Genomic DNA, 25,625 nt, shown 5'->3' with positions numbered 1-25,625 from the left:
GGCCATGTGGCAGCGAAGTAAAACCCTGGTTCTGGTGCTGGGACTGTTGTTAAGTCATCAGGCCTTTGCCGGCCCCGCCTGGGACAGCTACAAAGCGCGATTTTTGATGGCGGATGGTCGCATCATTGATACCGGCAACAACAGTGTGAGCCACACTGAGGGGCAGGGCTTCGCCATGATGATGGCGGTGCGTAACAACGATCGCGCCGGTTTTGACAAAATCTGGAACTGGACGAAAAAGAACCTGCAAAATCCCGAGACCGGACTGTTCTACTGGCGTTATAACCCGGTGGCACCGGACCCGATCGCCGACAGAAACAATGCCACCGACGGCGATACCTTTATCGCCTGGGCACTGTTAAAAGCGGGTACCCAGTGGAATGACAACAGCTATCTGAACGCTTCGGACGCCATCACTAAATCGCTGCTGGCCCGCAACGTGATCAGCTTTGCCGGTTACCGCGTGATGCTGCCTGGCGCGAAGGGCTTTAACCTCAACAGCTATGTGAATCTTAATCCGTCCTATTTTATCTTCCCGGCCTGGGAGGATTTCGCGAAGCGCAGTCATCTGACGGTGTGGCGTGACCTGATCAATGACGGACAGAAGCTGCTGGTGAAGATGCGCTTCGGCAATACCCAACTTCCCGCAGACTGGGTTTCCCTGTACGCCGACGGTCGCGTGACCCCGGCCAAAGAGTGGCCGGCGCGCTTTAGCTACGATGCGATCCGCGTCCCGCTCTATATCAAGTGGGCGAATGCCTCCAGCCCGCTGATGGCGCCTTACACCGCCTACTGGGGCCGGTTTGCCCGTACCCAGACGCCTGCCTGGGTGAATGTCACCACCGGCGATCCGGCGCCGTACATGATGGCGGGCGGGTTGCTGGCGGTGCGTGATTTGGCGCTGGGGCAACTTCCGGCTGGCGATCCGCAGATCACGACCCAGGAAGATTATTATTCTGCAAGTCTGAAGATGCTGGTGTCGTTAGCAAAATAGATGCAGGGAAAACCGGCCCGGGAACGGGCCGGTGAGAGGATTAATGGCCTAAGCCGAAGGTGTATTTGATGATGGCGGACAGGAAGGTGAAGTCCGGATCGGCAAAGGTCACCGCACTCACCCCCAGGTGGTTAAACAGCGGCAGGACCAGCGCCGGCAGGAAGCACAGCAGCAGACCATTCACGAAACTCGCCAGTACCGCCCCACGGAACCCACCGGTTGCGTTACCAAAGATCGCCGCACTACCGCCGGTAATAAAGCTCGCCATAATGCCCGGGATAATGATCGGCAGACCGATGAACGGGAAGATCGCCACGCAGCACAGTTCCGCCACAAAGCTGACCAGGAAGCCCACCAGTACCGCGTTCGGGGATTTGTCGAACAGCACCATCGGATCCACGGCCGGAACAGAACCTGGCGCCACCACCTGAGAGAAGCCTTTAAAGGCAGGCACGATCTCTTCGGTGAACATCACCACGCCTTTCTTGGCGATATATAACCCGCCTGCGAAGGTCGCAGATTTTTCCAGCAGCCAGACAAAATAAGGTTTATTCGCCAGCACGTTGCTGAGGAAAGCCTCTTCCGCAAAGATAGAGGAAATGCCCAGCAGGAAGAACATGGTCACAAAGGTCGCCACGTCCGGGTTTTTCAGGAAGCTGAATTTACCGCTGACTTTGACCTCTTCGACGTTGACCGAGGTATCACCAAACCATTTCCCGAGATACGAGCCGATAATATAGGAGCTGGACGCGGCGTGGGCGATGCAGTAATCGTTGTGGCCGATAATTTTACGGCTGAAGCGCGACAGGATCGTCGGGAACACCGCCATATAAGTGCCGATCACCAGCGAGCCGAAAATAATGGCGAACTGCTCGCTGTAACCTAATCCCACCAGCGCAGCGGTCACCGAGAAAGCCATAAAGACGATCAGGTGCAGCGACAGGTAAATGGATTTAAAGCGGGTGTAGCGGGCCAGCAGCACGTTAATGATCATCGCGAAGAACAGGATGAATGCCGCCGGTCGGCCCAGCGTATCAATGGTCAGCGCCATAATCGCTTCGTTGCTGGGCACCACCCCGCGCAGACCAAATGCGTTGGTAAATATGTCGCTGAACATGGTCAAGACGCCGCCGAGAATACTCCCGCCGGTTTTAATTAAGACAAAACCAATAAAAGCGAGCAGGGTGCCTTTAATAATATCGGTGAGGCTGCTTCTTTGTAAGGTTAACCCTAAGAGAGCAATAAACGCGACGATAATCGCGGGCGTGCCAAGTATTTTAATAATGTAATCCACGATAAATTTTCCGTATTTAAGAGAGTATCAAAATAGTCAGTTAAAATTTTCAGGCCGAACGCATCCCCGAGAGTAATCCCGATAGTTATTTTCTGGCGCTGTAAAATAAAATGTTAAATCCGTGTGTTGGTTTTAAATAAAAGCGCTAATGCATGCTCCTCGTTTCTCACACCGGTTAGTTATCCACACAAAAACCTTACTGTTTGTCTGGTCTGATATCTTAACGATTTCCGGGAAGTAAATTGTGATGAACATATCTAAAACGCCATTTCATTTTACAAAAAATGACGATTCGTTTTTGCTGGGGGCGTTGAGAGTGTGATTCTGGAAGGCGGCTCGCAGAGATGAAAACCAGGTTGGGATTTTGCTTTTGACGGGGAGGGGAGAGGAGTAGGGTGAGGGCGTTGCAGGAGAAACTGCAGCCGGGCGTAGGAACCCGAACAACTCAACTGCGATACAGGTTTCTGTATCGGGTCAGCGCACACCGTTGTAAAATCTTCGGTGGCGCTGGCAGGGCAGCCGAAAGGCTGGCCGGTTGCCGTTGAGTTCCGGTTCCTAACCCTGTCAGCGCTACCACTCTCCTGAGCTTAGGAACTCAGATTGTGGCTCATTAAACTCAACGGAGGATGCCTTATGGCTACTATCCCAACCCTGTCTTATCCCGAATTTGACGAAAGCGTTATTCATCATCTGCTCACCGCGCCGATCCCCGCCACCGCTGACCTGTTTGAGGTAACGGACCTGTGCACGGCATATGTGAATGTCCTACTGGAAACAAAAGAGGTGTCTGCGCGTCTGGCACTTTGCGGGCGGTTATCTCATGTGCACGCCCGTCTGGGGCAGCTGTGCGACGAATATTTACCGCCGGAGCTGGTGGCCCAGCTTACTGTTGATGAGCCGCCCGAATCCGCCATGCCGGACTGCTGGCAGGACACGTATCTGATGGTGGGATATTTGCGCTCGCTGAATCAGGCATTACTGGGGAATAAGCTGCCGGGTAAGGTGGCGGAGGACCTGGCGGGACTGCTGCATGACATGGTGTATATTCTGCGGGATTATGTCAGGGAGCCGTACCGGACACACTAATATTGCCTGAACAGAGGCTGAACGAAAAAGGAGTCAGATAATTTCTTATCTGACTCCTTTTTTTATCTGGTGGCCCCTGCTGGACTTGAACCAGCGACCAAGCGATTATGAGTCGCCTGCTCTAACCACTGAGCTAAGGGGCCGTGGCGGAGGATTATAAAGTAACTCCTCGTCGCAATCCAGACATACCCGCCTGCCTGCTGTTTTTATAAACAACCCATTTTCAATCTCTTATACTTAGAGCCTGAACCATTAAGCGGGAGTAATCATGATCAACGACATCCTTGCGCCAGGCCTGAGGGTGGTGTTCTGCGGCATCAATCCGGGCAAGTCCTCTGCCCATACCGGTTTTCACTTTGCCCATCCGGGAAATCGCTTCTGGAAGGTGATCTACCAGGCCGGGTTTACCGACAAACTTCTGAAGCCGGAAGAGGAGCAGCAGCTGCTGGATACGCGCTGCGGCATCACCATGCTGGTGGAACGTCCGACGGTGCAGGCGAGCGAGGTGAACCTGCATGAGCTGCGCAGCGGTGGGCGGGAGCTAATTACCAAGATGGAGGACTACCAGCCGGCGGCGCTGGCGATCTTGGGTAAGCAGGCGTATGAGCAGGCGTTCAGCCAGCGTGGGGTACAGTGGGGAAAGCAGAGCATCACCATCGGCGTGACCCAGGTGTGGGTGTTGCCTAATCCGAGTGGGCTCAACAGGGCGACGGTGGAGAAGCTGGTGGAGGCGTATCGGGAGCTGGATGAGGCGCTGGTGACGCGGGGGCTTTAAATTCCCCTCACCCTGACCCTCTCCCCATAGAGGAGAGGGAACAAACAAAAAAAAGCTCCCGATTGGGAGCTTTTTTACGTTCAGGACGGTTAGTCGTCCAGGAAGCTACGCAGCACTTCAGAGCGGCTCGGGTGGCGCAGTTTACGCAGCGCCTTCGCTTCGATCTGACGGATACGTTCGCGGGTAACGTCGAACTGTTTACCCACTTCTTCCAGCGTGTGGTCGGTGTTCATATCGATACCGAAACGCATACGCAGGACTTTCGCTTCACGGGCGGTCAGGCCAGCCAGCACGTCGTGCGTGGCGGCACGCAGGCTCTCGGTGGTAGCAGAGTCCAGCGGCAGCTCGAGGGTGGTATCCTCGATGAAATCACCCAGATGCGAATCTTCATCATCACCGATTGGTGTTTCCATGGAGATTGGCTCTTTGGCGATCTTCAGCACTTTACGGATCTTGTCTTCCGGCATCAGCATGCGCTCGGCCAGCTCTTCTGGCGTCGGCTCGCGGCCCATCTCCTGCAGCATCTGGCGGGAAATACGGTTGAGCTTGTTGATGGTCTCAATCATATGCACCGGAATACGGATGGTGCGCGCCTGATCCGCGATAGAGCGGGTGATAGCCTGACGGATCCACCAGGTTGCGTAGGTGGAGAACTTGTAACCACGACGGTATTCGAACTTATCAACCGCTTTCATCAGACCGATGTTACCTTCCTGGATCAGATCCAGGAACTGCAGGCCGCGGTTGGTGTATTTCTTGGCGATAGAGATAACCAGACGCAAGTTTGCTTCAACCATCTCTTTCTTCGCACGGCGGGCTTTCGCTTCACCGATGGACATACGACGGTTAATGTCTTTTACCTGCTCGATGGTCAGGCCGGTCTCTTCTTCAATCTGCTGCAGCTTCTGCAGACCACGGTGGACGTCGTCAGCCACATCACGCAGCTTTTCAGACCACGGCTTGTTCATCGCGATAGCCGCGTTGAACCAGGTTTCGCTGGTTTCGTTGCCGGTGAACAGGGTGATGAAGTTCTTCTTCGGCATTTTGCACTGTTCAACGCACATTTTCATGATGATGCGTTCCTGGGTACGGACGCGGTCCATCATGACGCGCATGCTGTTAACCAGGTAATCGAACTGTTTTGGCACCAGACGGAACTGTTTGAACACTTCAGAAAGCTTCAGGATCTCTTCCTGAGCGGCAGCATGGCTACGGCCTTTGGCTTTAATGGTGTCGCGGGTGACTTCATACTGCGTACGCAGCTCACCGAACTTCTCGCGCGCCAGTTCAGGGTCGATGCTGTTGTCATCGTCGCTGCTGTCGTCGTCGCTCTCTTCTTCTTCTTCGTCTTCGTCATCGTCCATCTCTTCCTGAGACAGCTCAGAGCCGACATGCGTCGCCGTAGGCGCCATGTCTTCTTCCGCGTTCGGATCGACAAAGCCGGTGATCAGATCGGACAGACGTGCTTCTTCCGCTTCCACACGATCGTACTGCTCGAGCAGATAGGTGATGGCTTCAGGGTATTCGGCAACAGAGCACTGGACCTGGTTGATCCCGTCTTCGATACGTTTGGCGATGTCAATTTCGCCTTCACGGGTCAACAGCTCAACGGTACCCATTTCACGCATGTACATGCGCACCGGGTCCGTCGTGCGGCCGATTTCTGATTCAACACTCGACAGAACCTGTGCAGCAGCTTCTTCTGCATCTTCGTCAGTGTTGTTTGAGTTTTCAGCAAGCAACAGATCATCGGCATCAGGGGCTTCTTCCATCACCTGAATACCCATGTCATTGATCATTTGGATGATGTCTTCGATCTGATCGGAGTCGACGATATCTTCCGGCAGATGGTCATTGACCTCGGCATAGGTCAGATAGCCTTGCTCCTTACCACGTTGGACAAGAAGTTTCAGCTGTGACTGCGGGTTTTGCTCCATAAGACGGTATCCACACTTATTCGTTTGATTGGTGTCGGCGATACGGCTGCCAACCTTTAAAGCGAGGGCGTACTTGTATTTGTGCCGCTGCCTCTCAGTGCGGCTGTCGGGATCTACCCGAACGATATTCGGCACTTAAGCCGTTAAATTCTTTTATTTCTTCGCCAGTTCCTGGTTAATCATCCAGAGCTCCCGGCGTTCTTCGCTGCTTAAACCGTGTGTGCGCTCGCGAGCTATCAACTCTTCCTGGCGCAGTTCAAGCATCGAATCAAACATATGGTTGAGCGAGTCGGTGAAGGTCTCTTCGGCGATATCTTTATCTGCTATATCGTCCCACATCGACAGTTTTTCAAGGGTGGCGGACGCTTTTGTTCCGCGATAGTGCTCTAAAAGTTGCCCTGTGGTCAGACCTGGCTGTGAGAGACAAGTGTTGACCAGTTCTGCAAATAAGCCAAGTCCCGGCAGCTTTTCGTGGTTCAAACCTTCCAGAGATGGCACTTTCGGCGCCAGTTCCGGATTTTGCACCAGCAGTCCTATCAGTATACGCATGGTTGTGCGTTTTAGCTGTGGCGCGGGGCGAGCTGCTCCGCTATCCGCCAGCTTTGGCATTAAACGTTCAAGCTGACTGTCATCCAGAATGCCGAGTTTCTTACCCAACTCCTGACGCAGATAGATGCGCAACGTTTCGCCGGGCACCTGAGTAATCAGCGGTAACGCCAGCGTGCTCAGCTGGGCGCGGCCATCCGGGGTGCTCAAATCGACCTGCGGCATCAGGCTGTTAAACAGAAACGTGGAGAGTGGCTGAGCCTGCTCCATCCGCGCCTCAAATGCCGCTTTGCCCTCTTTACGCACCAGCGTATCCGGGTCTTCGCCGTCGGGCAGAAACATAAAGCGTAACTGACGCCCGTCGGTCATATAAGGCAGAGCCGTTTCCAGCGCGCGCCAGGCGGCTTCACGTCCGGCCCGGTCGCCGTCGTAACAGCAAACCACGGTGTTGGTCACCCGAAACAGCAGCTGAATATGGTCGGCGGTCGTGGAGGTGCCCAGAGACGCAACGGCATAATTAATGTCGAACTGCGCCAGCGCCACCACATCCATATAGCCTTCGACCACCAACAGACGCTGCGGTTCAGCGTTATCCTGCTGGGCTTCATACAGGCCATACAGCTGGCGGCCCTTATGGAAAATGTCCGTTTCCGGGGAGTTAAGGTATTTCGGCAGGGCATCGCCCAGCACGCGTCCACCAAAACCAATTACCCGGCCACGCTTGTCGCGAATGGGGAACATCACCCGCTCGCGGAAGCGGTCATAGCTGCGTCCCTTGTCATTAGTGACCAGCATGCCCGCGTCGATGAGGGATTTACGATCTTCGCTATTGCCGCCAAAACGCTTTAACACGTTATCCCAACCGGGAGGGGCGTAACCAATAGCGAAACGCGCAATAACATCGTCGCTCAGTCCGCGCTGGTTCAAATATTGACGCGCAGGCTCAGCGGCAGGTTGCTTAAGAGACTGTTGATAAAATGCGTTCAGGCCGTCCATCAGCTGATACAGCGTTTGTCGTTGATGACGCTCTATCTGGCTGGGGCCACTACCTGCTTCATAAGGCACTTCAAGGTTGTGCATGGCTGCCAGCTCTTCGACGGTTTCAACGAACTCGAGCTTGTCGTAGTTCATCAAAAAGTCGACGGCGTTGCCGTGCGCGCCACAGCCGAAGCAGTGGTAGAACTGTTTTTCACCGTTAACGGTGAAAGAGGGGGTTTTCTCGTTATGGAATGGACAACACGCGTGGTAGTTCTTGCCCTGCTTTTTCAGCTTTACCCGCGCGTCGATGAGATCGACGATGTCGGTTCTTGCCAGCAGATCATTAATGAAAACGCGTGGGATTCGTCCAGCCATAGGCCCCGTGAATTTTTAGTGACTCATAAACGAAAACAAGCCGCGCATTCCTTCCGGAAGCACGGCCTTACGACTATTACTCTGTCTGACAATTGAGGACGTGCGTCCTCAAAAGATTAGTACAGACGAGTACGGCGTGCGTTTTCGCGAGCCAGTTTCTTCGCGTGACGTTTCACAGCAGAAGCTTTAGCGCGCTTACGTTCGGTCGTTGGTTTTTCATAGAACTCACGACGACGAACTTCAGCCAGAACACCTGCTTTCTCGCATGAACGCTTGAAGCGACGCAGTGCTACGTCGAACGGCTCGTTTTCACGTACTTTAATTACCGGCATGTAACTCTCACCTTTATAAATTCGGTTTGCCGCTGGCATCAACGCCAGCTTATTTCAAAATGGTGCGGAATTTTACTGCAATTGCTGCTGCTTTGTAAAGCACCGCGGCCGTTTTTGAAAGGGACTTTTATAAGGGTGAGGAGTATACACGAAGAGAACTCCAGGGGTGAGGAAAGTTTTACATCAACCCGCCCAGGCTCTACACTGCGCGGTATCTGAGTGAGGTAAAACAAGTCATGCGTGTACTGGGTATTGAAACATCCTGCGATGAAACCGGCATCGCGATCTACGACGATGAAAAAGGGCTGATCGCCAACCAACTGTATAGTCAGGTGAAATTACATGCTGACTACGGCGGTGTGGTGCCGGAGCTGGCCTCCCGCGACCATGTGCGTAAAACGGTGCCACTGATTCAGGCGGCGCTGAAAGAGGCGGACTTAACGGCCAAAGATATCGATGCCGTGGCCTACACGGCCGGTCCTGGGCTGGTGGGGGCGCTGCTGGTGGGCGCGACTATTGGACGTTCGCTGGCGTTCGCGTGGGATGTCCCGGCAATCCCGGTTCACCATATGGAAGGGCACCTGCTGGCGCCGATGCTGGAAGACAATCCACCGGCGTTTCCGTTCGTGGCGCTGCTGGTTTCCGGTGGCCATACCCAGCTGATCAGCGTCACCGGCATTGGTCAGTACGAACTGCTGGGTGAGTCCATTGACGATGCGGCGGGTGAAGCTTTCGATAAAACCGCCAAGCTGCTGGGGCTTGATTACCCGGGCGGCCCGATGCTGTCGAAGATGGCATCCCAGGGCACGGAAGGACGCTTTGTCTTCCCGCGTCCGATGACGGATCGTCCGGGTCTGGATTTCAGCTTCTCGGGGCTGAAAACCTTCGCGGCGAATACCATCCGTAATAATGAAGATGACGATCAGACCCGCGCTGATATCGCCCGTGCTTTTGAAGATGCGGTGGTGGATACGCTGATGATCAAGTGCAAGCGCGCTCTGGATCAGACCGGCTTTAAGCGTCTGGTGATGGCAGGTGGCGTCAGTGCCAACCGTACCCTGCGCGCGAAGCTGGCGGAAATGATGCAAAAGCGTCGCGGTGAGGTGTTCTACGCCCGTCCGGAATTCTGTACCGATAACGGGGCGATGATCGCCTATGCCGGGATGGTGCGTCTGAAGCCAGGTGCCACGGCGGATCTCAGCGTCTCCGTCCGTCCGCGCTGGCCGCTGGCAGAACTGCCTGCCGCCTGATGAAAGTGACCCGGATGTCAGAGTGCGATATCAAACATCCGGGTTTTCGCTAGCAGGCAGTAGAGCTGGCAGCTGTTCTTCACCCCCAGCTTGTCCATCGCCCGCATTTTATGGGCGCTCACGGTTTTAATGCTCAGATGCATCCGCCGCGAGATATCCGTCAGGCTCAGTCCCCTACAGATCAAACGCAGCACGTCAGTCTCCCGGACGGACAGCGCCTCATTCATCATTTTCCCGCCTTTAAACAGGGCGTTCATCAGAGTGCGCTCGACGTACACTTCGCCATCGATCACCGACTGTAACGCCTGGCTGAGGATCTTTTCATCGCTGTGACGGCTGAGCCAGGCTTTCGCACCTGCTTCCAGTGCGAGGCGGATCAGCAGCGGGTTGGTATCGGGCGAGAGCATCATCACCTGCAGCGACGGGTAGTGGCGGGTTAACCACTTCACCAGCGCCAGCCCCTCCATGCCGTTCTGCGGATCCCGCAACGTATAGCCCAGCAACAAAATGTCGGGGGTTTCGCGCGCCAGCAACGCCAGAAGCTCTCCCGTTGAGGCGGCTTCGCCACAGAATGAGAGCGCCAGAGAGGCGTTATCGGCGATCATGGCACCGATCCCCCGGCGGATCACGGTATGCTCATCCGCAATCACCATTTTAATTGTCATTGGATTTTCCTTCAGCGGCGTTAATTAGAGTTTGCCCAGGATGTAATTTTATATTGTGCGCGCCCGGATGGATTGCAAAGGAATAAATATTTTTACCCGCAGCGAGGACTTGACAGATTTAAATAGCGCCGCTGCTAAGCCAAAGTTTAATGACAAGAAATTTCTTATTTTTTAAAAGAGCGCTCTTATAGGTCCGCTTACTTTTTTAATTCATGCTGAAAAAGAAGGATTTTAATTAATGTCATAAAGGATCGTTGGCTAAAATGAAAAAAAGTATTTTATCACTGTTAATTTGCGCAGCCGTTACCTGTTCCGCGCACGCTGCAACCCTGCCTCAGGCGGAGCTGGCTCAGGAAGGTGTTTCCTATGCGGCGATCATCGTGACGCTGAAGCCGGGCACCGAAGGCACCACCACGGCGGCCCCTAAGCTGACCCTGAGTGACCCGACTCTGGTCCTCACCCCGATGTTCCAGGCGAATAAGTCTGCTGAACTGAACGAGCTGAATGCGCGTTACGGTTTTGACCGTTATTTACGTGTCACCCTGCCGGAGAGTAAAGCGCAGGATAAAGACTTCATCAACAATATTATTACCGAGCTGGAACATAATCAGAACGTTGAAACGGTATATCCTGAAAGTATTCCCGTTTCGTTAGATGATACCCAGCAGGAAACAAGCCAAACCAAACCGAAATTAAAATCGTCGGGAAACGGTAATCTCACGGCTTCATCTATTCCTGATTATCGCCACCTGCAGGATTATTTAAAATCACCCACTGAAAAACGTGCTGGCTATTTTATGGGTGGGGTGAATCGCGACAGTGTGAATTCCTATAAGGGCAACGAGGGTGAGGATATTACTATCGTCTCGTCCGAAAACTGTGGCTGGAATGATAAGCACCTGAATTTACCGCCGATTGCCTTCCTGCAGGGCCCTAACAAAGAGACCTGCACCGAACGGCAACATAATACCGCTTCCGTCGGCATTCTGGCGGCACGGGATATTGGGACCGGCGTGCGTGGCCTGAGCTATAAAAGTAAAGTCGCCTATGCCGCCTGGCCGTCAACCAACCTCTATAACATGATCCCACAATTAAACGCGGGAGATGTAGTCTCGTTAAATATGCAGACCTGGGGCGGAGAAGTGGCCGGAACCTGTACCTCCGCCTGCTACATCCCCATTGAACAGGATGTCAGCTACTTCAACGTGATTAAGGCGCTCACCGACAAAGGCGTATTTGTGGTGACCTCTGCGGGGAACGGTAATATCAACCTCGACTCGCCGGCCTTCAATGGCAAGTGGGATACTCAGGTACGGGATTCCGGGGCGATTATCGCCGGGGCCTTCTGTGCAAAAACCGGTCAGCGGGCTCACTTCAGCACCTACGGCAAGCGGGTGACCAGCTCATCCTGGGGCTGCAGCGATGTCGTCACAACCGGCTACGGCACACTTAATAACGCCACCAATGCCAACTACACCAACAGCTTCGGGGGTACCTCATCCTCCACGCCAATCGTGGCGGGCGTCGTCGCCAGCCTGTCGGGGATTGCCAAAGCCCACGGCATTACGGTAACCCCACTGCAGATGCGTCAGATCCTGCAGGAGACCGGTACCCCAGCCGCTAATGGCACCGGGGCGATCATTGGTACGCAGCCCGATATGGAGCGCGCCGTTGCCAGAATTATGGCCCTGAAGAACGGCGGTGACACCCTGCCAGCGCCGACGGCGATAGCGGGGGCGGATTACACCATGACCTCGTCTGCCACCGGCGTGAGCACTTATCCGCTGGATGGCAGCAAGAGCCTGAATGCGAAATCCTATACCTGGAGCGTGACCAAAGGTTCCGGCACCTTCTGGCTGCAGGAGAAACTCAACGGCACGCTGGTTAACAGCCTGAACAGCGCCCATGCCTATGCGGTGATCCCGGCCAATAGCGAAGGTGAAGCGACCTATACCCTGACGACTACCGGGGCGGACGGTCGTACGGCTCAGGACAGCATGACCATCAAAGTGAGTAAACCGGCGGCACCGGCGCAGGACGAAACGCCAGCCACACCGGCCACTCCGGACAAGGACGAGACCCCGGCGAAGGACGAAACCCCGGCCACCCCGGCTCAGGACACCACCCCGGCTTACAATGCGAAGATTGCTTATCCGGTTAAATGCACCAAAGTCTCGTATAACGGCAAGATCTGGATGAACCAGTGGTACGTCAACCCAGGCCAGGAAACCCCGGGCAACGGCGGCACCTGGGGCGTGTGGCGTCAGCAGGGCGTGACAGGCAACAGCTGTAAATAACCCCCACAGCCTGGCGTGATGCCAGGCTTTTTTACACCTTCAGCATCCCTTTATCTTCCAGGAAACCGATGATCGTCCCCAGCCCGTCGCCCGCTTTCAGGTTGGTGAAGGTCCAGGGACGCTCGCCGCGCATGCGGTTGGTATCGCGCTCCATCACCTCCAGCGAGGCCCCCACGTACGGTGCCAGATCGGTTTTGTTGATCACCAGAAAATCGGATTTGGTGATCCCCGGCCCGCCTTTGCGCGGGATCTTCTCCCCTTCGGCCACGTCGATCACATAGATGGTCAGATCCGCCAGCTCCGGGCTGAAGGTGGCGCTCAGGTTGTCCCCACCGCTCTCGACAAAGATCAGATCCAGATTGCCAAACTTCTCGCTCAGTGCTTCCACTGCCGCCAGGTTCATCGAGGCATCTTCGCGGATTGCGGTATGCGGACAGCCGCCGGTCTCCACCCCGACAATGCGCTCCGGCTCCAGGGCGCCCGCTTCGGTGAGGATGCGCTGATCCTCTTTGGTGTAGATATCGTTGGTCACCACCGCCAGCTGATACTGGTCGCGCATCGCTTTACACAGCGCTTCCAGCAGGGCGGTTTTGCCCGACCCCACCGGGCCGCCGACGCCCACGCGCAGGGGATGTTTGTACTCAGACATAGAGACTCCTCAGGAACGGAATAACCGTGAATATTGGGTTTCGTGACGCGCCGAGGCGATGGCCGAGAGCGGCGTGGCCGCCCCCAACTGGTCATCGCGGCGCAGAAGGGCCTGCTCCAGCCCGTCGGCAAAGCGATCGCAGAGATCGATGATCAACAGCTGGGCCGCTTGCTGACCAAAGGGCACCAGCTTAACGCCCGCCATCACCGCGCTCTCAATCCAGCTGTAGCCGAGGCTTGACGCCATCTCGCGCAGGCCGATGCCCCAGCGCACGCCGAGCCATGCCATGCCGCACAGCTGGCTTTGCGCAAACAGCGGCAGCCAGTCGGGCGGACAGTCTGTCTCCCAGCTTTTGATCAGCCGGGTGAAGGCTGCCCCGCGGTTGCGCTCCTCTTCCCGCAGCTCGCGGGTCTCGCGGCAGGCGAGGAGGTACGCCGTCCAGCGCGAGGCGGCGGCAATATCCTGCTGCTCGCAGGCGTGATATAGGCGGGCAAACAGCGGCAGATCGACGCAGAAAAAGCTCTGCTCCATTTGCTGACATTGCCAGGCTTTGAACGCGGCGGGCGTCGTAACCCAGCCCGCTTCCGCCGCCCACTCCAGCCCCTGGGACCAGGTATAGGATCCCACCGGCAGGCTGCTGCTGGCGAGCTGCATCAGGCGCAGCTGGCGGGACAGATCCATCAGCTCATCAGCGCCAGCAGGGCAGAGGCGATCAGCCCGCCGCCAAAGGTTTTACGCAGCCCGTCGTGGCGGCGCAGCAGCAACCCGGCAGCAAAGCTGACGCACAGCACCGCAGCGCTGGCGAGCATAAAGCCGCTGGTGAACAGCCAGAAGCTGTGGCCTGCCATCTCGACGCCGTGCGCCCAGCCGTGGAACATCGCCAGCGCCGGGACGGCCAGCAGCAGGCGGTTTTCGGTTTTGAACATCATCACGCCGCATACCGCCAGCGAGGCGATAATCAGCATCTCCATCCCGCTAAAACCGCCGAGCAGGCTGCCCGCGATCGCGCCGGTCAGCATCATGCCGAGGGTGGCAAAAGGCATCAGCAGTTTGCGGCCGCTCAGGGCGGCGAGTACGCCTGCGCCGGTTAACATCAGGAGATGATCCAGCCCGGTCAGAGGATGGAAAAAGCCGGCATGAAAACTGTCGCTGCCGTGTCCCGGATGGGCCAATGCGGGCAGGGAGAAGGCCAGCAGCAGCAGGGGTAACAACTTGCGCATGATGAATCCTTAATGTGAATGAGCGTGAGAGTGCGAATGGGAATGAACTTCGCTGGCGTAGGCACCTGCTTCCGGTTCAAACGGCAGGCTGGCGAACGTCACTTCGAGGTCGAACAGCTGCAGCATCTCATCGAGCACATGATCGTGGTGATAACGCAGCTCGCCGGGCAGAATTTGCAGCGGCACGTGGCGGTTTCCCAGGTGATAGCAGGCGCGCGCCAGCAGGAAGGGATCGGCGCAGCGCACCACCGACAGCGGCTCGGCGGCGGCAATGACTTCCACCACCTCACGCCCGTCGTCGCTGATAAGCAGGTCGCCGCCCCGCAGCAGCAGGCCGCGCGGCAATATCAGGCCTGCATCGCGCCCGTCGTCCAGCACCACGCGGGCGCGGCTCTTGACCCGGACATCAATCGGCAGCGTCACCCGGGCGGTGACGGGATGGGGATGGTCGAGGCGTTGGGTTAAGGTGATCATGATTTCTCCTCAGAACAGAAAATAGCGTTGTGCCATCGGCAGGACCTCTGCCGGCTCACTGGTGATCAGTTCCCCGTCAATGCGTACCTCATAGGTTTGCGCATCGACGGTAATGTTCGGTTGCAGGCTGTTGTGGATCATGTCGGCCTTTTTCACCGCCCGGCAGCCTTTGACCACCGCGGTGGCGCTCTGCAGGTTCAACTCCTGCGCAATACCGTTATCGGCGGCGGCCTGCGAGAGAAACGTCAGCCGGGTGGCGTGGCGGGCGGCACCCAGCGACCCAAACATCGGCCGGTAGTGCACCGGCTGCGGGGTAGGGATCGAGGCGTTAATGTCGCCCATCGGCGCACAGGCGATCATCCCACCTTTGACGATGGTGGCCGGCTTGACGCCAAAGAAGGCGGGGGACCAGACCACCAGATCCGCCAGCTTGCCGGCCTCAATCGACCCAACTTCGTGGGCGATGCCGTGGGTCAGGGCCGGGTTGATGGTGTACTTGGCGATATAGCGTTTCACCCGCAGGTTATCGTTGTCGCCGGTCTCATCCGCCAGCGGGCCGCGCTGCACCTTCATCCGGTGCGCCACCTGCCAGGTGCGGATAATCACTTCGCCTACCCGGCCCATCGCCTGGGAATCCGACGAGGTGAGGGAGAAGGCCCCGATGTCATGCAGCACGTCTTCGGCGGCGATGGTTTCCCGGCGAATACGCGATTCGGCAAAGGCCACGTCCTCGGCGATATCCGGGTCGAGATGGTGGCAGACCATCAGCATGTCGAGATGTTCGTCGATGGTGTTGACCGTGTAAGGCAGGGTCGGGTTGGTGGAGGAGGGCAGAATATTGGGGTGCGCGCAGGCGGTAATAATATCCGGCGCATGGCCGCCGCCCGCCCCTTCGGTGTGGAAGGTGTGAATAGTGCGCCCGGCGATGGCTGCCAGCGTGTCTTCGACAAACCCGGCCTCGTTGAGGGTGTCGCTGTGCAGCGCCACCTGGATATCCATCTCATCCGCCACCGTCAGGGAGCAGTCGATGGCTGCGGGCGTTGACCCCCAGTCCTCATGAATTTTCAGGCCAATCGCGCCTGCGGCAACCTGCTCGCGCAGGGCATCCGGGTTGGAGGCGTTGCCCTTGCCCAGCAGGCCAATGTTGACCGGCAGGGTGTCGGCGGCCTGCAGCATCCGCGCGATATACCACGGCCCCGGCGTGCAGGTGGTGGCATTGGTGCCAGCGGCAGGGCCGGTACCGCCGCCGATCATGGTGGTGACGCCGGAGACCAGCGCCTCTTCCGCCTGCTGGGGGCAGATCCAGTGGATGTGGGTATCGACCCCACCCGCAGTAACGATCTTCCCTTCGGCGGCGATCACCTCGGTGGCCGCGCCAATTGGGATGGTCACGCCGGGCTGAATGTCCGGGTTACCGGCTTTACCGACGGCGACGATCCGGCCATCCTTCACGCCGATGTCGGCCTTAACGATCCCCCAGTGATCGACGATCAGGGCGTTGGTGAGCACCAGATCGACGCAATCCTGCGCCGTCATCTGCCCCTGACCCATGCCGTCGCGGATCACCTTTCCGCCGCCGAATTTGACCTCTTCACCGTAGATCGTCAGATCCTGTTCCACCTCGATCCACAGCTCGGTATCGGCCAGCCGGACTTTATCCCCGGTGGTGGGGCCAAACATGTCGGCATAGGCCTGACGTGAGATCTCAGCCATGATCCACCTCGCCCATCACCTCGCCGCGAAAGCCGACAAGCCGCTGCGCGCCCGCCACCTGCACCAGCGTGACGGCGCGTTTTTGGCCGGGCTCGAAACGCACGGCGGTCCCGGCGGCGATGTTCAGCCGGTAGCCTTTGGTCGGCTCACGATCGAACTTCAGGGCCGGATTCACTTCGTAAAAGTGGTAATGGGATCCGACCTGGATCGGCCTGTCGCCGTGGTTCTCGACGATCACGCTCAGCGTGTTACGGCCTGCGTTGATCGCGATCTGGCCGGGTTTAATCTGGTATTCGCCTGGGATCATGCTGCCCCCTTACAGGATCGGATTGTGAACGGTGACCAGCTTGGAGCCGTCCGGGAAGGTGGCCTCCACCTGAATGTCCGGGATCATCTCCGGCACGCCCTCCATCACCTGGCTGCGGGCCAGGACGTGGCGACCGGCTTCCATCAGCTCCGCCACCGTCTGCCCGTCACGCGCACCTTCCATTATGAAGGCGCTGATCAGGGCCACCGATTCCGGGTAATTGAGCTTCACGCCGCGGGCGAGACGGCGCTCGGCCACCAGCGCGGCGGTAAACAGCAACAGCTTGTCTTTTTCTCTGGGGGTCAGTTCCATCGTGCGTCTCTCAGGTGTGCCAGATACGGGGCGAGCAGGGGGCTTTGGCGGTGAGCTGCGGGCGCAGGCGCTGCCAGATCTCGCGCATCGCCTGCTGGCAAATCAGGTTGTCATGGGCCAGAAAACGGACCGACAGCAGGCCATCGGTGAGGGTCGCCCCCGCGAAATGCTCCAGCGGTGCCAGTACCTCGCGGGCCTCCTCCAGCTGCGTTTCGCTGGCCGGGTAAAACAGCAGGGTGCCGATCCACGGGTGTTCTGCCACGGGGGTCAGATCGCCGTCGGCCAGATGCTGGCGCTCGATCAGCAGCGGTTCGCCCTCGATCCAGACCTCGAGGCGGCTTTCGATCTGCCCGTGGCTGAAGGTTTCGCCCATCACCGGCCGGCCTAAGCAGAACAGCTCCCAGGCCAATAGCGTGCTGCTGCGCTGCAGATGAAACACCGAGCGCAGGGCGGCATTCGCGCCGGGGAAGAAAATGGTGTCCTGCGGTAGCCACTCCAGCGTGGCGTGCTCGTCGAGGGTGAAGTGCTGATCCAGCCGCGCCAGCGCGCCGTTGCTGCGATAGAACTTGCTGGCACCGGGCATGGTGATCAGCGCGTGGCTGCGGGCCTCAAGGTGGACGTCGATCGTCAGTTCATCCCCGCCAACAATCCCGCCCGGCGGGTGCAGCAGATAGAGGTGGCAGGTGTCATCTTCGGGATAGAACGGGCGTTGAACGGTGAGCGGGCCGACGTGACGAGCAGAGTGAAGGAGGGTTTTTTCAGGGGTGTGACAAAACTGCAAAGCAAGCGATGCCTGCCAGCCTTTTACTGTTTTATCAACCATCTGAGGTGCTGACATGCTTCATCCATCTGCTCGCCGTCGGGATTTTTTTAGTATGCCCTGGCGGAAATGAAGGCTGTCATATGAGTCACTTATGGATGGGAGGCGGCATTGCCCGGCGGCGCTGCGCTTGCCGGGCCTACAGGTCGTGCAGGTTGTGGGTTTGTAGGCCGGGTAAGGCGCAGCCGCCACCCGGCTTCTCCGTCGCCCGAATATGGCACGGGTGTTGAGTCCCCGCTGAAATCGGCGAACCGGAGACCGGATGACAAGGGCTGGACGCCAGGGATGGCGGCCAGAGGCGAATCGAGACAGGATGTCGAGTTGAGCCGACCGCAGGCGTCAGGTCGGGAGGTGAGCGTAGTGCGAAGCACCGATTTCGTCGCGGGGCCGCGGGGATTGATAAGGGGGCCGCGGTGGCCCCCTTATCACGTTCACAGGTTCCGTTCATTTCATATTCTGCTGGACATGAGGTGAACGGAACCATTCCACTCCTGCTACATAATGCCTTACCAGACAGGTAATACCTTACCGGTAATCCTCCGCATCAATATCATACCCGGACGGTTCCCAGCGGATCGCCAGCAGCGAAACCAACCCAATCAGCGGCGCCAGGGCAATCACCCAGAAAACAGCCGTATCCATCGAGGCCACCAGCAGCGGGAACATAAACAGCGACAGCGTCGAGCTGCTGCGCATCAGCGTCTGGTTCAGCCCCACACCCACACCGCGCAGCGAGGTCGGGTAGCTGAGCGAGGCAAAGGTCATCGTATGCGCCCCCGGCCCAAAGCCCTGGCCGAACAGGAACAGAGCCAGCATCGCCACCGCGGTAACCCCCTCAGCGGCACCGTCCGGGCGACCGATAATCGCCAGCACCAGCAGGGCAATCAGCTGACAGGTATAACCCCCCAGCGACATCCGCCATGCGCCAAAACGCGGCACCAGCCGCACCGCCAGCAGACCGCCGACAAAGGCGAACAGCAGGTTCAGGGCCAGCGAAATGAGTATGGTGGTCAGCATCGACTGCACAAAGAAGCTGGAGATAATCACCGGCAGGCCAAAGGCCACGGCGTTATAGGCGAAGGACGAGACAATCGACAGTAGCGTGGCCAGGGTAGTGCGGCGCAGATAGACCCCGCGGAACAGATTCAGGTAGTTACCCCAGCTGGCTTTGTTCACCACCGGGGCGGGCTGATCGAGCGCCTCCTGCGGCACGTGGGCATTAATGTTGTACGCCTTGCGCAGGATCGCTGCCGCCTCTTTCAGGTTGCCCTGATTCGCCGCCCACACCGGGGATTCGCTCATATACCGGCTGCGGATGGCAATGATCACCAGCGCAGGGATCGCCCCGAAGCCGAGGATAATTCGCCACAGCCAGTCGCTGTGCGTCTCTGGCAATACACCATAGAAGAAGAGCACCAGCAGATACGAAATACTGATCGCGGCATACCAGGTAGGGCACCACATGGCGACGCTGGCGGCTTTGTTGCCGGGGCCTTTCAGCTTCGCGAACTCGCTTAAGAAGGCCATCGCCACGGGAAGGTCGATCCCCACGCCCAGACCCATCACAAAGCGCGCGCCCGCCAGCACGTACTCGTTCGGGGCAAAGGCACAGGCGATGGCCGCGACCACGAAGAACACCATGTCGGCCATAAAGACCCGGTAACGACCGATTTTATCCGTCAGGTAGCCGCCAATCAGCGCCCCGACAATCGCGCCGAAGGTGATCGCCGAGGCCACCATACCGGTGCCTGCGGGGGTGAGGTTGAACTCGCGGGTAATATCTTTGATGCCGAACGCCAGCGCGCCCAGGTCATAGGCATCGAGAAAAATGCCGCCAAGGGCAATCCCGATGACGATACGCGCATTGGCCCGGCCCTGTGAGCCTTCGTTTACCAGTTGGGTGACGTCCGCCGCGTTGCGGACCCATTTGATCTCCCCGTCGGAAGTTTTTCCTGCCGTTGCAAGTGAGGTTGGATCTGCGATCTCTGTCATTTTCTTATGTTGTGTTGGCTGTACGAACAAAAAGAGTACTCACAGCAAGAAAACGATCTAAATCACATTTGGTTATAAGGCATAACTAAGGGGTGAAGGCGAAAGGGCGCTACTGCGGCTCTTTCTTCTTTCTCTTCAGCTTCGACCAGATTTTAGTCTCCTGATGACGCCACAGGCGCTGGATGTTGTCATGGTGACGCAACAGGATCAGGCAGGAGAGCATCGACACCGGGAAGGTGAATTGGGGTTTGAACCACCAGACGTAAAACGGGGCAATCAGGGCGCTGACGATGGCGCCAAGGGAAGAGTAACCGCTGAGCAACACGCTGAGCAGCCAGGTGCCGGCCATCACGCCGGTGAGATCCCAGCCAATGGGGGCGATGGCACCAAATGCGGTGGCCACGCCTTTACCGCCTTTGAAACCGAAGAATACCGGCCAGATGTGGCCCAGACAGGCGGCGATAGCAATCAGCCCCAGCCAGAATGGCGTAACGCCCAGCGCATACGCGCCCCAGACGGGAAGCATGCCTTTCAGGACGTCAAAAATCAGAACCGCTACGGCTGCTCCTTTGCCGCCAATTCGTAGTACATTGGTCGCCCCCGGATTCCCGGAACCACTCTCGCGTGGGTCAGGTAACCCGGCGATACGGCAGACCAGAATGGCGCTGGAAATTGAGCCGCAAAGGTAAGCAAGGAGGATCATTCCAGGCGCGATTGCACTCATAACGCTGTTCCGTTTTGAAAATATCGTTTTGTACTTAGCATCTGTGGATAATACGCATAATTCGCCGGGAGTGGTATCCGGTTTAGCCAAAAACCAGGCAGGTCGTGATGGATATAGTATTTATAGAGCAACTTTCGGTAATCACCACTATCGGGGTGTATGACTGGGAACAGACCATCGAACAGAAGTTAGTGTTCGATATCGAAATGGGCTGGGATAACGTCGCCGCCGCGAAAAGCGATGATGTCAACGACTGCCTGAGCTATGCCGACGTCAGCGAAACGGTCATCAGCCACGTGGAAGGGCAGCGTTTTGCGCTGGTGGAACGCGTGGCGGAAGAGGTAGCGGAACTGCTGCTCAGCCGCTTTAACTCCCCGTGGGTGCGCATCAAAGTCAGCAAACCGGGCGCGGTGGCGCGGGCGGCCAATGTGGGCGTTATCATTGAGCGTAGCCAAAATCTGAAAGGAAATATTTAACGGTATCATCGTTAAACCAATTCCTGTTAAATCAGTCTTACAGCTGTTCATTCTGCGGTTACCCTCTGGGTAACCCGTTTTTTTCTGTCTTTTTAGGGGTTTATTGATGAGCGATATGCACTCCCTGCTGGTGGCAGCAATACTGGGTGTGGTCGAAGGATTGACAGAGTTTCTGCCGGTTTCCAGTACGGGCCATATGATTATTGTTGGCCATCTGCTGGGTTTCGAAGGCGAAACGGCGAAAACCTTTGAGGTGGTGATCCAGTTAGGATCCATTCTGGCAGTGGTGGTGATGTTCTGGCGCCGTCTGTTCGGGCTGATCGGTATTCACTTTGGCCACCCGCCCCATGAAGGCACCGGCAAAGGGCGCTTAACGCTGCTGCACATTCTGCTCGGGATGATCCCGGCGGTGGTGCTGGGGCTGGTGTTGCACGACACCATCAAATCGCTGTTCAACCCGATTAACGTGATGTACGCGCTGGTGGTGGGTGGTTTCCTGCTGATTGCCGCCGAGCTGTTCAAGCCAAAAGAACCACGTGCGCCGGGTCTGGATGATATGACCTACCGCCAGGCGTTTATGATTGGCTGCTTCCAGTGTCTGGCGCTGTGGCCGGGCTTCTCCCGCTCCGGGGCGACCATTTCCGGCGGGATGCTGGTGGGCGTGAGCCGCTATGCGGCCTCGGAGTTCTCGTTCCTGCTGGCGGTGCCGATGATGATGGGTGCGACCGCGCTGGATCTCTACAAGAGCTACCACTTCCTGACGGCGGCCGACATCCCGATGTTTGCCGTGGGCTTTGTCACCGCCTTTATCGTGGCGCTGTTCGCTATCAAAACCTTCCTGCAGCTGATCAAGCGCATCTCGTTTATCCCGTTCGCCATCTATCGCTTCATCGTGGCGGCCGCGGTCTACGTGGTCTTCTTCTGATGACTCACTGCCCTCAGTCTTTCGGCTGAGGGCAACGCAGTTCCTTCCAGTCCGCTACCGCCTGAATCCGCCGTTTTGTTAACTCTTCCCGAATCTCTGGCCCTTTAAATCCGGCCTCGATCACCGCTTGCGTTGGCACGGATTTCGCCACCTCCCAGGCTTCACGCAACAGTCGCCCCTGCGGATAGTCGTTGGCTTCAAACCCGGTGCGCCCGCGCACGTCGGCTTCGCTGGTCAGGGCGATTTGATCCACGCGCTGCGGCTTGCGCCAGGCGTCGATGCTGTCGAACAGCTTCACGATGGTGGCCGGTTTGAGGATCGGGAAGGTGTGGATCAGGTCATGGAATTCGGCGACCAGCTTCGCCAGATCGCGGATCTCGTTCGGCACCCGCATGCGCTGGCAAACCCGTTCAACCAGTCTGACCCCCGCCGGGCCGTGGCCGTGGTGGCGCGGCCAGAGTTCGGGTGGCGTTAAGCCTTTGCCGAGATCGTGGCAGAGGGTGGCGAAGCGCACGTCCACCTCCGGGCTGAGCATCGCCGCCATGCTCAGGGTCATCAGGGTGTGGATGCCGGTATCAATTTCCGGGTGCCACTTCGCCGGGGCTGGCACGCCAAACAGCGCGTCCAGTTCCGGGAACAGCACCTTCAGCGCTCCGCAGTCGCGCAGCACCTGGAAGTAAACCTGCGGGTTGCGGGTGGTGAGCGCATTCTCCGTCTCTTTCCACACCCGCTCCGGGGTGAGGTGTTCCAGCTCGCCCGCGTCGGTCATGGCCGTCATCAGCGCCATAGTTTCGTCGGCAATGCGGAAGCTCAGATGGGCGTAGCGGGCAGCAAAGCGCGCCACGCGCAGTACGCGGAGCGGATCTTCAGAGAAGGCCGGGGAAACATGGCGCAGGATGCGGTTTTGCAGATCCTGTTTACCGCCGTACGCATCGACGATATGACCGTTTTCATCCTGCGCGAGGGCATTGATGGTCAGATCCCGGCGCTGCAAATCCTCTTCGAGGGTGACGTCAGGGTCGGCATGGCAGGTAAAACCGGTATAACCGACGCCGGATTTGCGTTCGGTACGCGCCAGAGCGTACTCCTGGCGGCTTTGCGGGTGCAGAAACACAGGGAAATCGCGGCCTACCTGCTGGTAACCCGCGTCGAGCATTGCCTGAGGGGTGGCTCCCACCACCACCCAGTCTTTATCTTTGACCGGCAGACCTAACAACGCATCACGAACCGCACCACCGACCAGATAAATCTTCACGCCACACTCTCCCGTATCAAATATTGGCAAAATAATACGTAAGTGTGGCAGAGATGGCGACTTAGTTCATCCAACGGTCTTTACGTTTACGGCTCGGCACCAGATGTGGCAGCACCAGACCCAGCAGCAGACCCATCCCCAGCACGCCGCCGCCATACATAAACCACTGCATGATGATGGTGCGCTGTTTGTCATCCAGCTGCAGGTTAGCCGCGCTCACCTTTTTCTGGGCGACGATCAGCTCGTTTTTCAGCTTCTGGTTCTCATCTTTCAGACCGTTGATCACCCCGTCGCTCCGGGCCACTTTCTGCTGCATTTCAGCGGTGCGCTGGTTCCAGGTGGCGTCGATATTGGTCAGCTTGTCGGTCAGGGTTTTGACCTGGTTTTCCAGATCCGGCACGCGGGTGCGCAGGCTCGGGTCGGTGCTAAGCTCTTTCAGAGGGATCCAGGCGGTACGGCCGCTGCTGTCGCGCACCTGGCCATAGTTGGATTCCGCGTTGCTCTGCAACAGCACCACTTCCTCGCCGGCATTAATCGTACCCACGAGGCGATAATTGTCACCCGGACCACTGCGTACCCAGGTGTTCAGTTCGTCAGAAACGTAGCGCTTCTCTTCTGCGTGGACCACGGTCGCGGCGCTTAAAGCAAGTAATGTCAGTCCGATCAGGCGTAATTTAGGCATCAGGCAGTCGTTATTTTCATAAAAAGTGGAACGATATTAGTGGAAACAGACTTCAGGCTCAAAGGATTCGTCAGCATTCGGAATCCTCTGTGCTCTGTTGGCCACTGTAGCAAACTTTACGCCCGTCAAATTGCCCATTGCGTGGCAATCTGGCGCAAAATACTATCTACTGACAAAAAAGTGGCGAGTAAGTTCGCCGTAATTTACCCCACGATATTGCAATCAAAAGAACAAGGCCATGGCTCAGGAAATCGAATTAAAGTTTATCGTTGAAAACGGCAGCGTCGATGCGCTGCGAACTCATCTGCATCAGCTGACCGGCGAGCATCACGCTCCGGTGCAACTGCTCAACATCTATTACGAAACCCAGGACCTGTGGCTGCGCCGTCATGACCGGGGTCTGCGTATCCGTGGCGTGGACGGACGCTACGAGATGACCATGAAAATCGGTGGTCGCGTGGTGGGCGGCCTGCATCAGCGCCCGGAATACAACATCGATATCAGCCAGCCCGAGCTGGAGCTGGCGCGTTTCCCGGCGGAAGTGTGGCCGGACGGCCAACTCCCTGACGATTTGGCGGAGCGCGTTAGTCCGCTGTTCAGCACCGATTTCTGGCGCGAGAAGTGGCTGGTGAACGAAGGTAAAAGCCGAATCGAAATCGCCCTCGACCTGGGAGAAGTGAAAGCCAGTGAGTTCCAGGAGCCGATCTGCGAGCTGGAGCTGGAGCTGCTGGAAGGTCACGCCGATGACGTGCTGAAGCTGGCCCGCAAGCTGGTGACGCTGAATGGTCTGCGCCAGGGCAGCCTGAGCAAAGCCGCCCGCGGCTATCATCTGGCCCAGGGCAATGCCCCGCGCATCCTGAAACCCACCGAAATTCTGCGCGTCGCGCCAAAATCCTCTGTCGAGCAGGGCTTTGCAGCCTCACTGGAGCTGGCGCTGAGCCAGTGGCAATACCACGAGGAACTTTGGGTCCGCGGCGTGAAAGGGGCGAAAGCTGAGGTGCTGGCGGCAATGGCGCTGGTGCGTCACAGCCTGACGCTGTTCGGCGGCATTGTGCCGCGTAAAGCTAGCGCTCACTTACGTGATCTGCTGACCCAGGTTGAAGCCCTGATGGCTTCTGAGGTCTCTGCTGAGACGGCGATCTACAGCCCGCAAACCGCGACGGCGAAACTGACCCTGACCGAGTTCTTGATCAATCGCGGCTGGCGCACCTTCCTCGATGCGAAGGCGCAGGCCAAAATTGAGGACTCCTTCAAGCGTTTTGCCGATACCCACCTCTCCCGCCACGCCGCTGAACTGAAAACCATTTTCGGTCATCCGCTGGGCGATCAGTATGGCGATCAGCTGATCCGTCTGGCGCGCAATATCGACAGCATCCTGCTGCTGGCAGGGGCCTATGACGGGCCGGTCGCCCGCGCATGGCTGGAGAACTGGCAAGGGCTGCTGTATGCCATTAAGACCCGCCAGCACATTGAAATTGAGCATTTCCGCAACGAAGCCATTTCGCAGGAGCCATTCTGGCTGCACAGCGGAAAACGTTAACGCAGGC

General features: G+C 57.6%; 25 protein-coding genes and 1 tRNA gene. 8 read left to right on the top strand and 18 right to left on the bottom strand.

From position 1 onward, the window contains the following. The first annotated feature begins 4 nt into the window (after positions 1 to 4). Positions 5 to 994 (top strand): glycosyl hydrolase family 8, encoded by a 990-nt coding sequence (locus M8318_RS08260; protein WP_106995872.1) that lies wholly within the window; start codon positions 5 to 7, stop codon positions 992 to 994. A gap of 40 nt (positions 995 to 1,034) precedes the next feature. On the opposite strand, the gene M8318_RS08255 is transcribed toward M8318_RS08260, so the two are convergent. Beyond that, positions 1,035 to 2,288 (bottom strand): PTS ascorbate transporter subunit IIC, encoded by a 1,254-nt coding sequence (locus M8318_RS08255; RefSeq protein WP_262661915.1) that lies wholly within the window; start codon positions 2,286 to 2,288, stop codon positions 1,035 to 1,037. 633 nt (positions 2,289 to 2,921) lie between these two features. Between M8318_RS08255 and M8318_RS08250 the strand changes: the two genes are divergently transcribed. Further along, complete coding sequence (locus M8318_RS08250) at positions 2,922 to 3,374, top strand: hypothetical protein (protein ID WP_262661913.1); 453 nt, start codon at positions 2,922 to 2,924, stop codon at positions 3,372 to 3,374. A 67-nt stretch (positions 3,375 to 3,441) separates the two neighbouring features. On the opposite strand, the gene M8318_RS08245 is transcribed toward M8318_RS08250, so the two are convergent. Next, a tRNA-Ile gene (locus M8318_RS08245) sits at positions 3,442 to 3,517 on the bottom strand. Positions 3,518 to 3,642: 125 nt separating this feature from the next. Here M8318_RS08245 and mug point away from each other — a divergent pair. Next, positions 3,643 to 4,149, top strand: coding sequence for a G/U mismatch-specific DNA glycosylase (gene mug, locus M8318_RS08240; RefSeq protein ID WP_262661912.1), 507 nt, complete (start codon positions 3,643 to 3,645; stop codon positions 4,147 to 4,149). An 89-nt stretch (positions 4,150 to 4,238) separates the two neighbouring features. Here the strand turns inward: mug and rpoD are convergent, their stop codons facing one another. The 3 genes from rpoD to rpsU form a co-directional block, all read right to left on the bottom strand. Beyond that, positions 4,239 to 6,128, bottom strand: coding sequence for an RNA polymerase sigma factor RpoD (gene rpoD / locus M8318_RS08235; protein WP_225759489.1), 1,890 nt, complete (start codon positions 6,126 to 6,128; stop codon positions 4,239 to 4,241). Positions 6,129 to 6,239: 111 nt separating this feature from the next. Beyond that, entirely contained in the window at positions 6,240 to 7,985 is a 1,746-nt protein-coding gene (dnaG, locus tag M8318_RS08230) for a DNA primase (RefSeq protein WP_370635108.1), read from the bottom strand. Between the two features lie 116 nt (positions 7,986 to 8,101). Then, the gene (gene rpsU, locus M8318_RS08225; RefSeq protein ID WP_001144069.1) at positions 8,102 to 8,317 is read right to left on the bottom strand and encodes a 30S ribosomal protein S21; all 216 of its coding nucleotides are present in this window, start codon (positions 8,315 to 8,317) and stop codon (positions 8,102 to 8,104) included. Positions 8,318 to 8,553: 236 nt separating this feature from the next. Between rpsU and tsaD the strand changes: the two genes are divergently transcribed. Beyond that, the gene (tsaD, locus tag M8318_RS08220; RefSeq protein ID WP_262661910.1) at positions 8,554 to 9,567 is read left to right on the top strand and encodes a tRNA (adenosine(37)-N6)-threonylcarbamoyltransferase complex transferase subunit TsaD; all 1,014 of its coding nucleotides are present in this window, start codon (positions 8,554 to 8,556) and stop codon (positions 9,565 to 9,567) included. A 17-nt stretch (positions 9,568 to 9,584) separates the two neighbouring features. Here the strand turns inward: tsaD and M8318_RS08215 are convergent, their stop codons facing one another. Then, on the bottom strand, positions 9,585 to 10,232 hold the full coding sequence (locus tag M8318_RS08215) for a LuxR C-terminal-related transcriptional regulator (RefSeq protein ID WP_262661908.1): 648 nt from the start codon (positions 10,230 to 10,232) through the stop codon (positions 9,585 to 9,587). Between the two features lie 263 nt (positions 10,233 to 10,495). Between M8318_RS08215 and M8318_RS08210 the strand changes: the two genes are divergently transcribed. Beyond that, complete coding sequence (locus tag M8318_RS08210; RefSeq protein ID WP_262661907.1) at positions 10,496 to 12,529, top strand: S8 family serine peptidase; 2,034 nt, start codon at positions 10,496 to 10,498, stop codon at positions 12,527 to 12,529. 31 nt (positions 12,530 to 12,560) lie between these two features. Here M8318_RS08210 and ureG read toward each other — a convergent pair whose 3' ends face one another. The 10 genes from ureG to plsY all read right to left on the bottom strand — a co-directional run bounded on the left by ureG (position 12,561) and on the right by plsY (position 20,740). Further along, the gene (ureG, locus tag M8318_RS08205) at positions 12,561 to 13,178 is read right to left on the bottom strand and encodes an urease accessory protein UreG (protein ID WP_262661906.1); all 618 of its coding nucleotides are present in this window, start codon (positions 13,176 to 13,178) and stop codon (positions 12,561 to 12,563) included. Between the two features lie 9 nt (positions 13,179 to 13,187). Then, positions 13,188 to 13,859, bottom strand: a complete 672-nt coding sequence (locus tag M8318_RS08200) for an urease accessory protein UreF (RefSeq protein WP_262661904.1) — start codon at positions 13,857 to 13,859, stop codon at positions 13,188 to 13,190. Further along, positions 13,859 to 14,398, bottom strand: coding sequence for a HupE/UreJ family protein (locus M8318_RS08195; RefSeq protein ID WP_262661903.1), 540 nt, complete (start codon positions 14,396 to 14,398; stop codon positions 13,859 to 13,861). The genes M8318_RS08200 and M8318_RS08195 overlap by 1 nt, the downstream gene beginning before the upstream one ends. Positions 14,399 to 14,407: 9 nt before the next feature. Next, the gene (gene ureE / locus M8318_RS08190) at positions 14,408 to 14,872 is read right to left on the bottom strand and encodes an urease accessory protein UreE (protein WP_262661901.1); all 465 of its coding nucleotides are present in this window, start codon (positions 14,870 to 14,872) and stop codon (positions 14,408 to 14,410) included. A gap of 9 nt (positions 14,873 to 14,881) precedes the next feature. Continuing rightward, entirely contained in the window at positions 14,882 to 16,585 is a 1,704-nt protein-coding gene (ureC, locus tag M8318_RS08185) for an urease subunit alpha (RefSeq protein WP_262661900.1), read from the bottom strand. Then, positions 16,578 to 16,892 (bottom strand): urease subunit beta, encoded by a 315-nt coding sequence (locus M8318_RS08180; RefSeq protein WP_262661899.1) that lies wholly within the window; start codon positions 16,890 to 16,892, stop codon positions 16,578 to 16,580. Before M8318_RS08180 ends, ureC begins: the two co-directional genes overlap by 8 nt. Positions 16,893 to 16,901: 9 nt before the next feature. After that, positions 16,902 to 17,204, bottom strand: a complete 303-nt coding sequence (locus tag M8318_RS08175; RefSeq protein ID WP_142487134.1) for an urease subunit gamma — start codon at positions 17,202 to 17,204, stop codon at positions 16,902 to 16,904. Between the two features lie 10 nt (positions 17,205 to 17,214). Continuing rightward, positions 17,215 to 18,027, bottom strand: coding sequence for an urease accessory protein UreD (locus M8318_RS08170; RefSeq protein ID WP_408612209.1), 813 nt, complete (start codon positions 18,025 to 18,027; stop codon positions 17,215 to 17,217). Between the two features lie 522 nt (positions 18,028 to 18,549). Then, positions 18,550 to 20,016, bottom strand: coding sequence for an MFS transporter (locus tag M8318_RS08165; RefSeq protein ID WP_262661893.1), 1,467 nt, complete (start codon positions 20,014 to 20,016; stop codon positions 18,550 to 18,552). A 109-nt stretch (positions 20,017 to 20,125) separates the two neighbouring features. Continuing rightward, complete coding sequence (gene plsY, locus M8318_RS08160; protein WP_166184060.1) at positions 20,126 to 20,740, bottom strand: glycerol-3-phosphate 1-O-acyltransferase PlsY; 615 nt, start codon at positions 20,738 to 20,740, stop codon at positions 20,126 to 20,128. A 107-nt stretch (positions 20,741 to 20,847) separates the two neighbouring features. Here plsY and folB point away from each other — a divergent pair, with 107 nt between their 5' ends. Together folB and bacA are read left to right on the top strand one after the other, a co-directional pair. Next, complete coding sequence (folB, locus tag M8318_RS08155; RefSeq protein WP_106995853.1) at positions 20,848 to 21,216, top strand: bifunctional dihydroneopterin aldolase/7,8-dihydroneopterin epimerase; 369 nt, start codon at positions 20,848 to 20,850, stop codon at positions 21,214 to 21,216. A 106-nt stretch (positions 21,217 to 21,322) separates the two neighbouring features. After that, entirely contained in the window at positions 21,323 to 22,141 is an 819-nt protein-coding gene (bacA, locus tag M8318_RS08150; protein WP_262661892.1) for an undecaprenyl-diphosphate phosphatase, read from the top strand. A gap of 13 nt (positions 22,142 to 22,154) precedes the next feature. Here bacA and M8318_RS08145 read toward each other — a convergent pair whose 3' ends face one another. Both M8318_RS08145 and M8318_RS08140 read right to left on the bottom strand, forming a co-directional pair. Further along, positions 22,155 to 23,396, bottom strand: coding sequence for a multifunctional CCA addition/repair protein (locus M8318_RS08145; protein WP_262661890.1), 1,242 nt, complete (start codon positions 23,394 to 23,396; stop codon positions 22,155 to 22,157). Positions 23,397 to 23,457: 61 nt separating this feature from the next. Then, entirely contained in the window at positions 23,458 to 24,078 is a 621-nt protein-coding gene (locus M8318_RS08140) for a TIGR04211 family SH3 domain-containing protein (protein ID WP_262661888.1), read from the bottom strand. 238 nt (positions 24,079 to 24,316) lie between these two features. Between M8318_RS08140 and M8318_RS08135 the strand changes: the two genes are divergently transcribed. Then, positions 24,317 to 25,618, top strand: a complete 1,302-nt coding sequence (locus tag M8318_RS08135) for a CYTH domain-containing protein (RefSeq protein WP_262661887.1) — start codon at positions 24,317 to 24,319, stop codon at positions 25,616 to 25,618. Positions 25,619 to 25,625: the final 7 nt, after the last annotated feature.

The organism is Leclercia tamurae (assembly GCF_025566055.1).
GTDB lineage: Bacteria > Pseudomonadota > Gammaproteobacteria > Enterobacterales > Enterobacteriaceae > Enterobacter > Enterobacter tamurae.
This window is presented reverse-complemented; position numbering and strand designations above follow the sequence as displayed.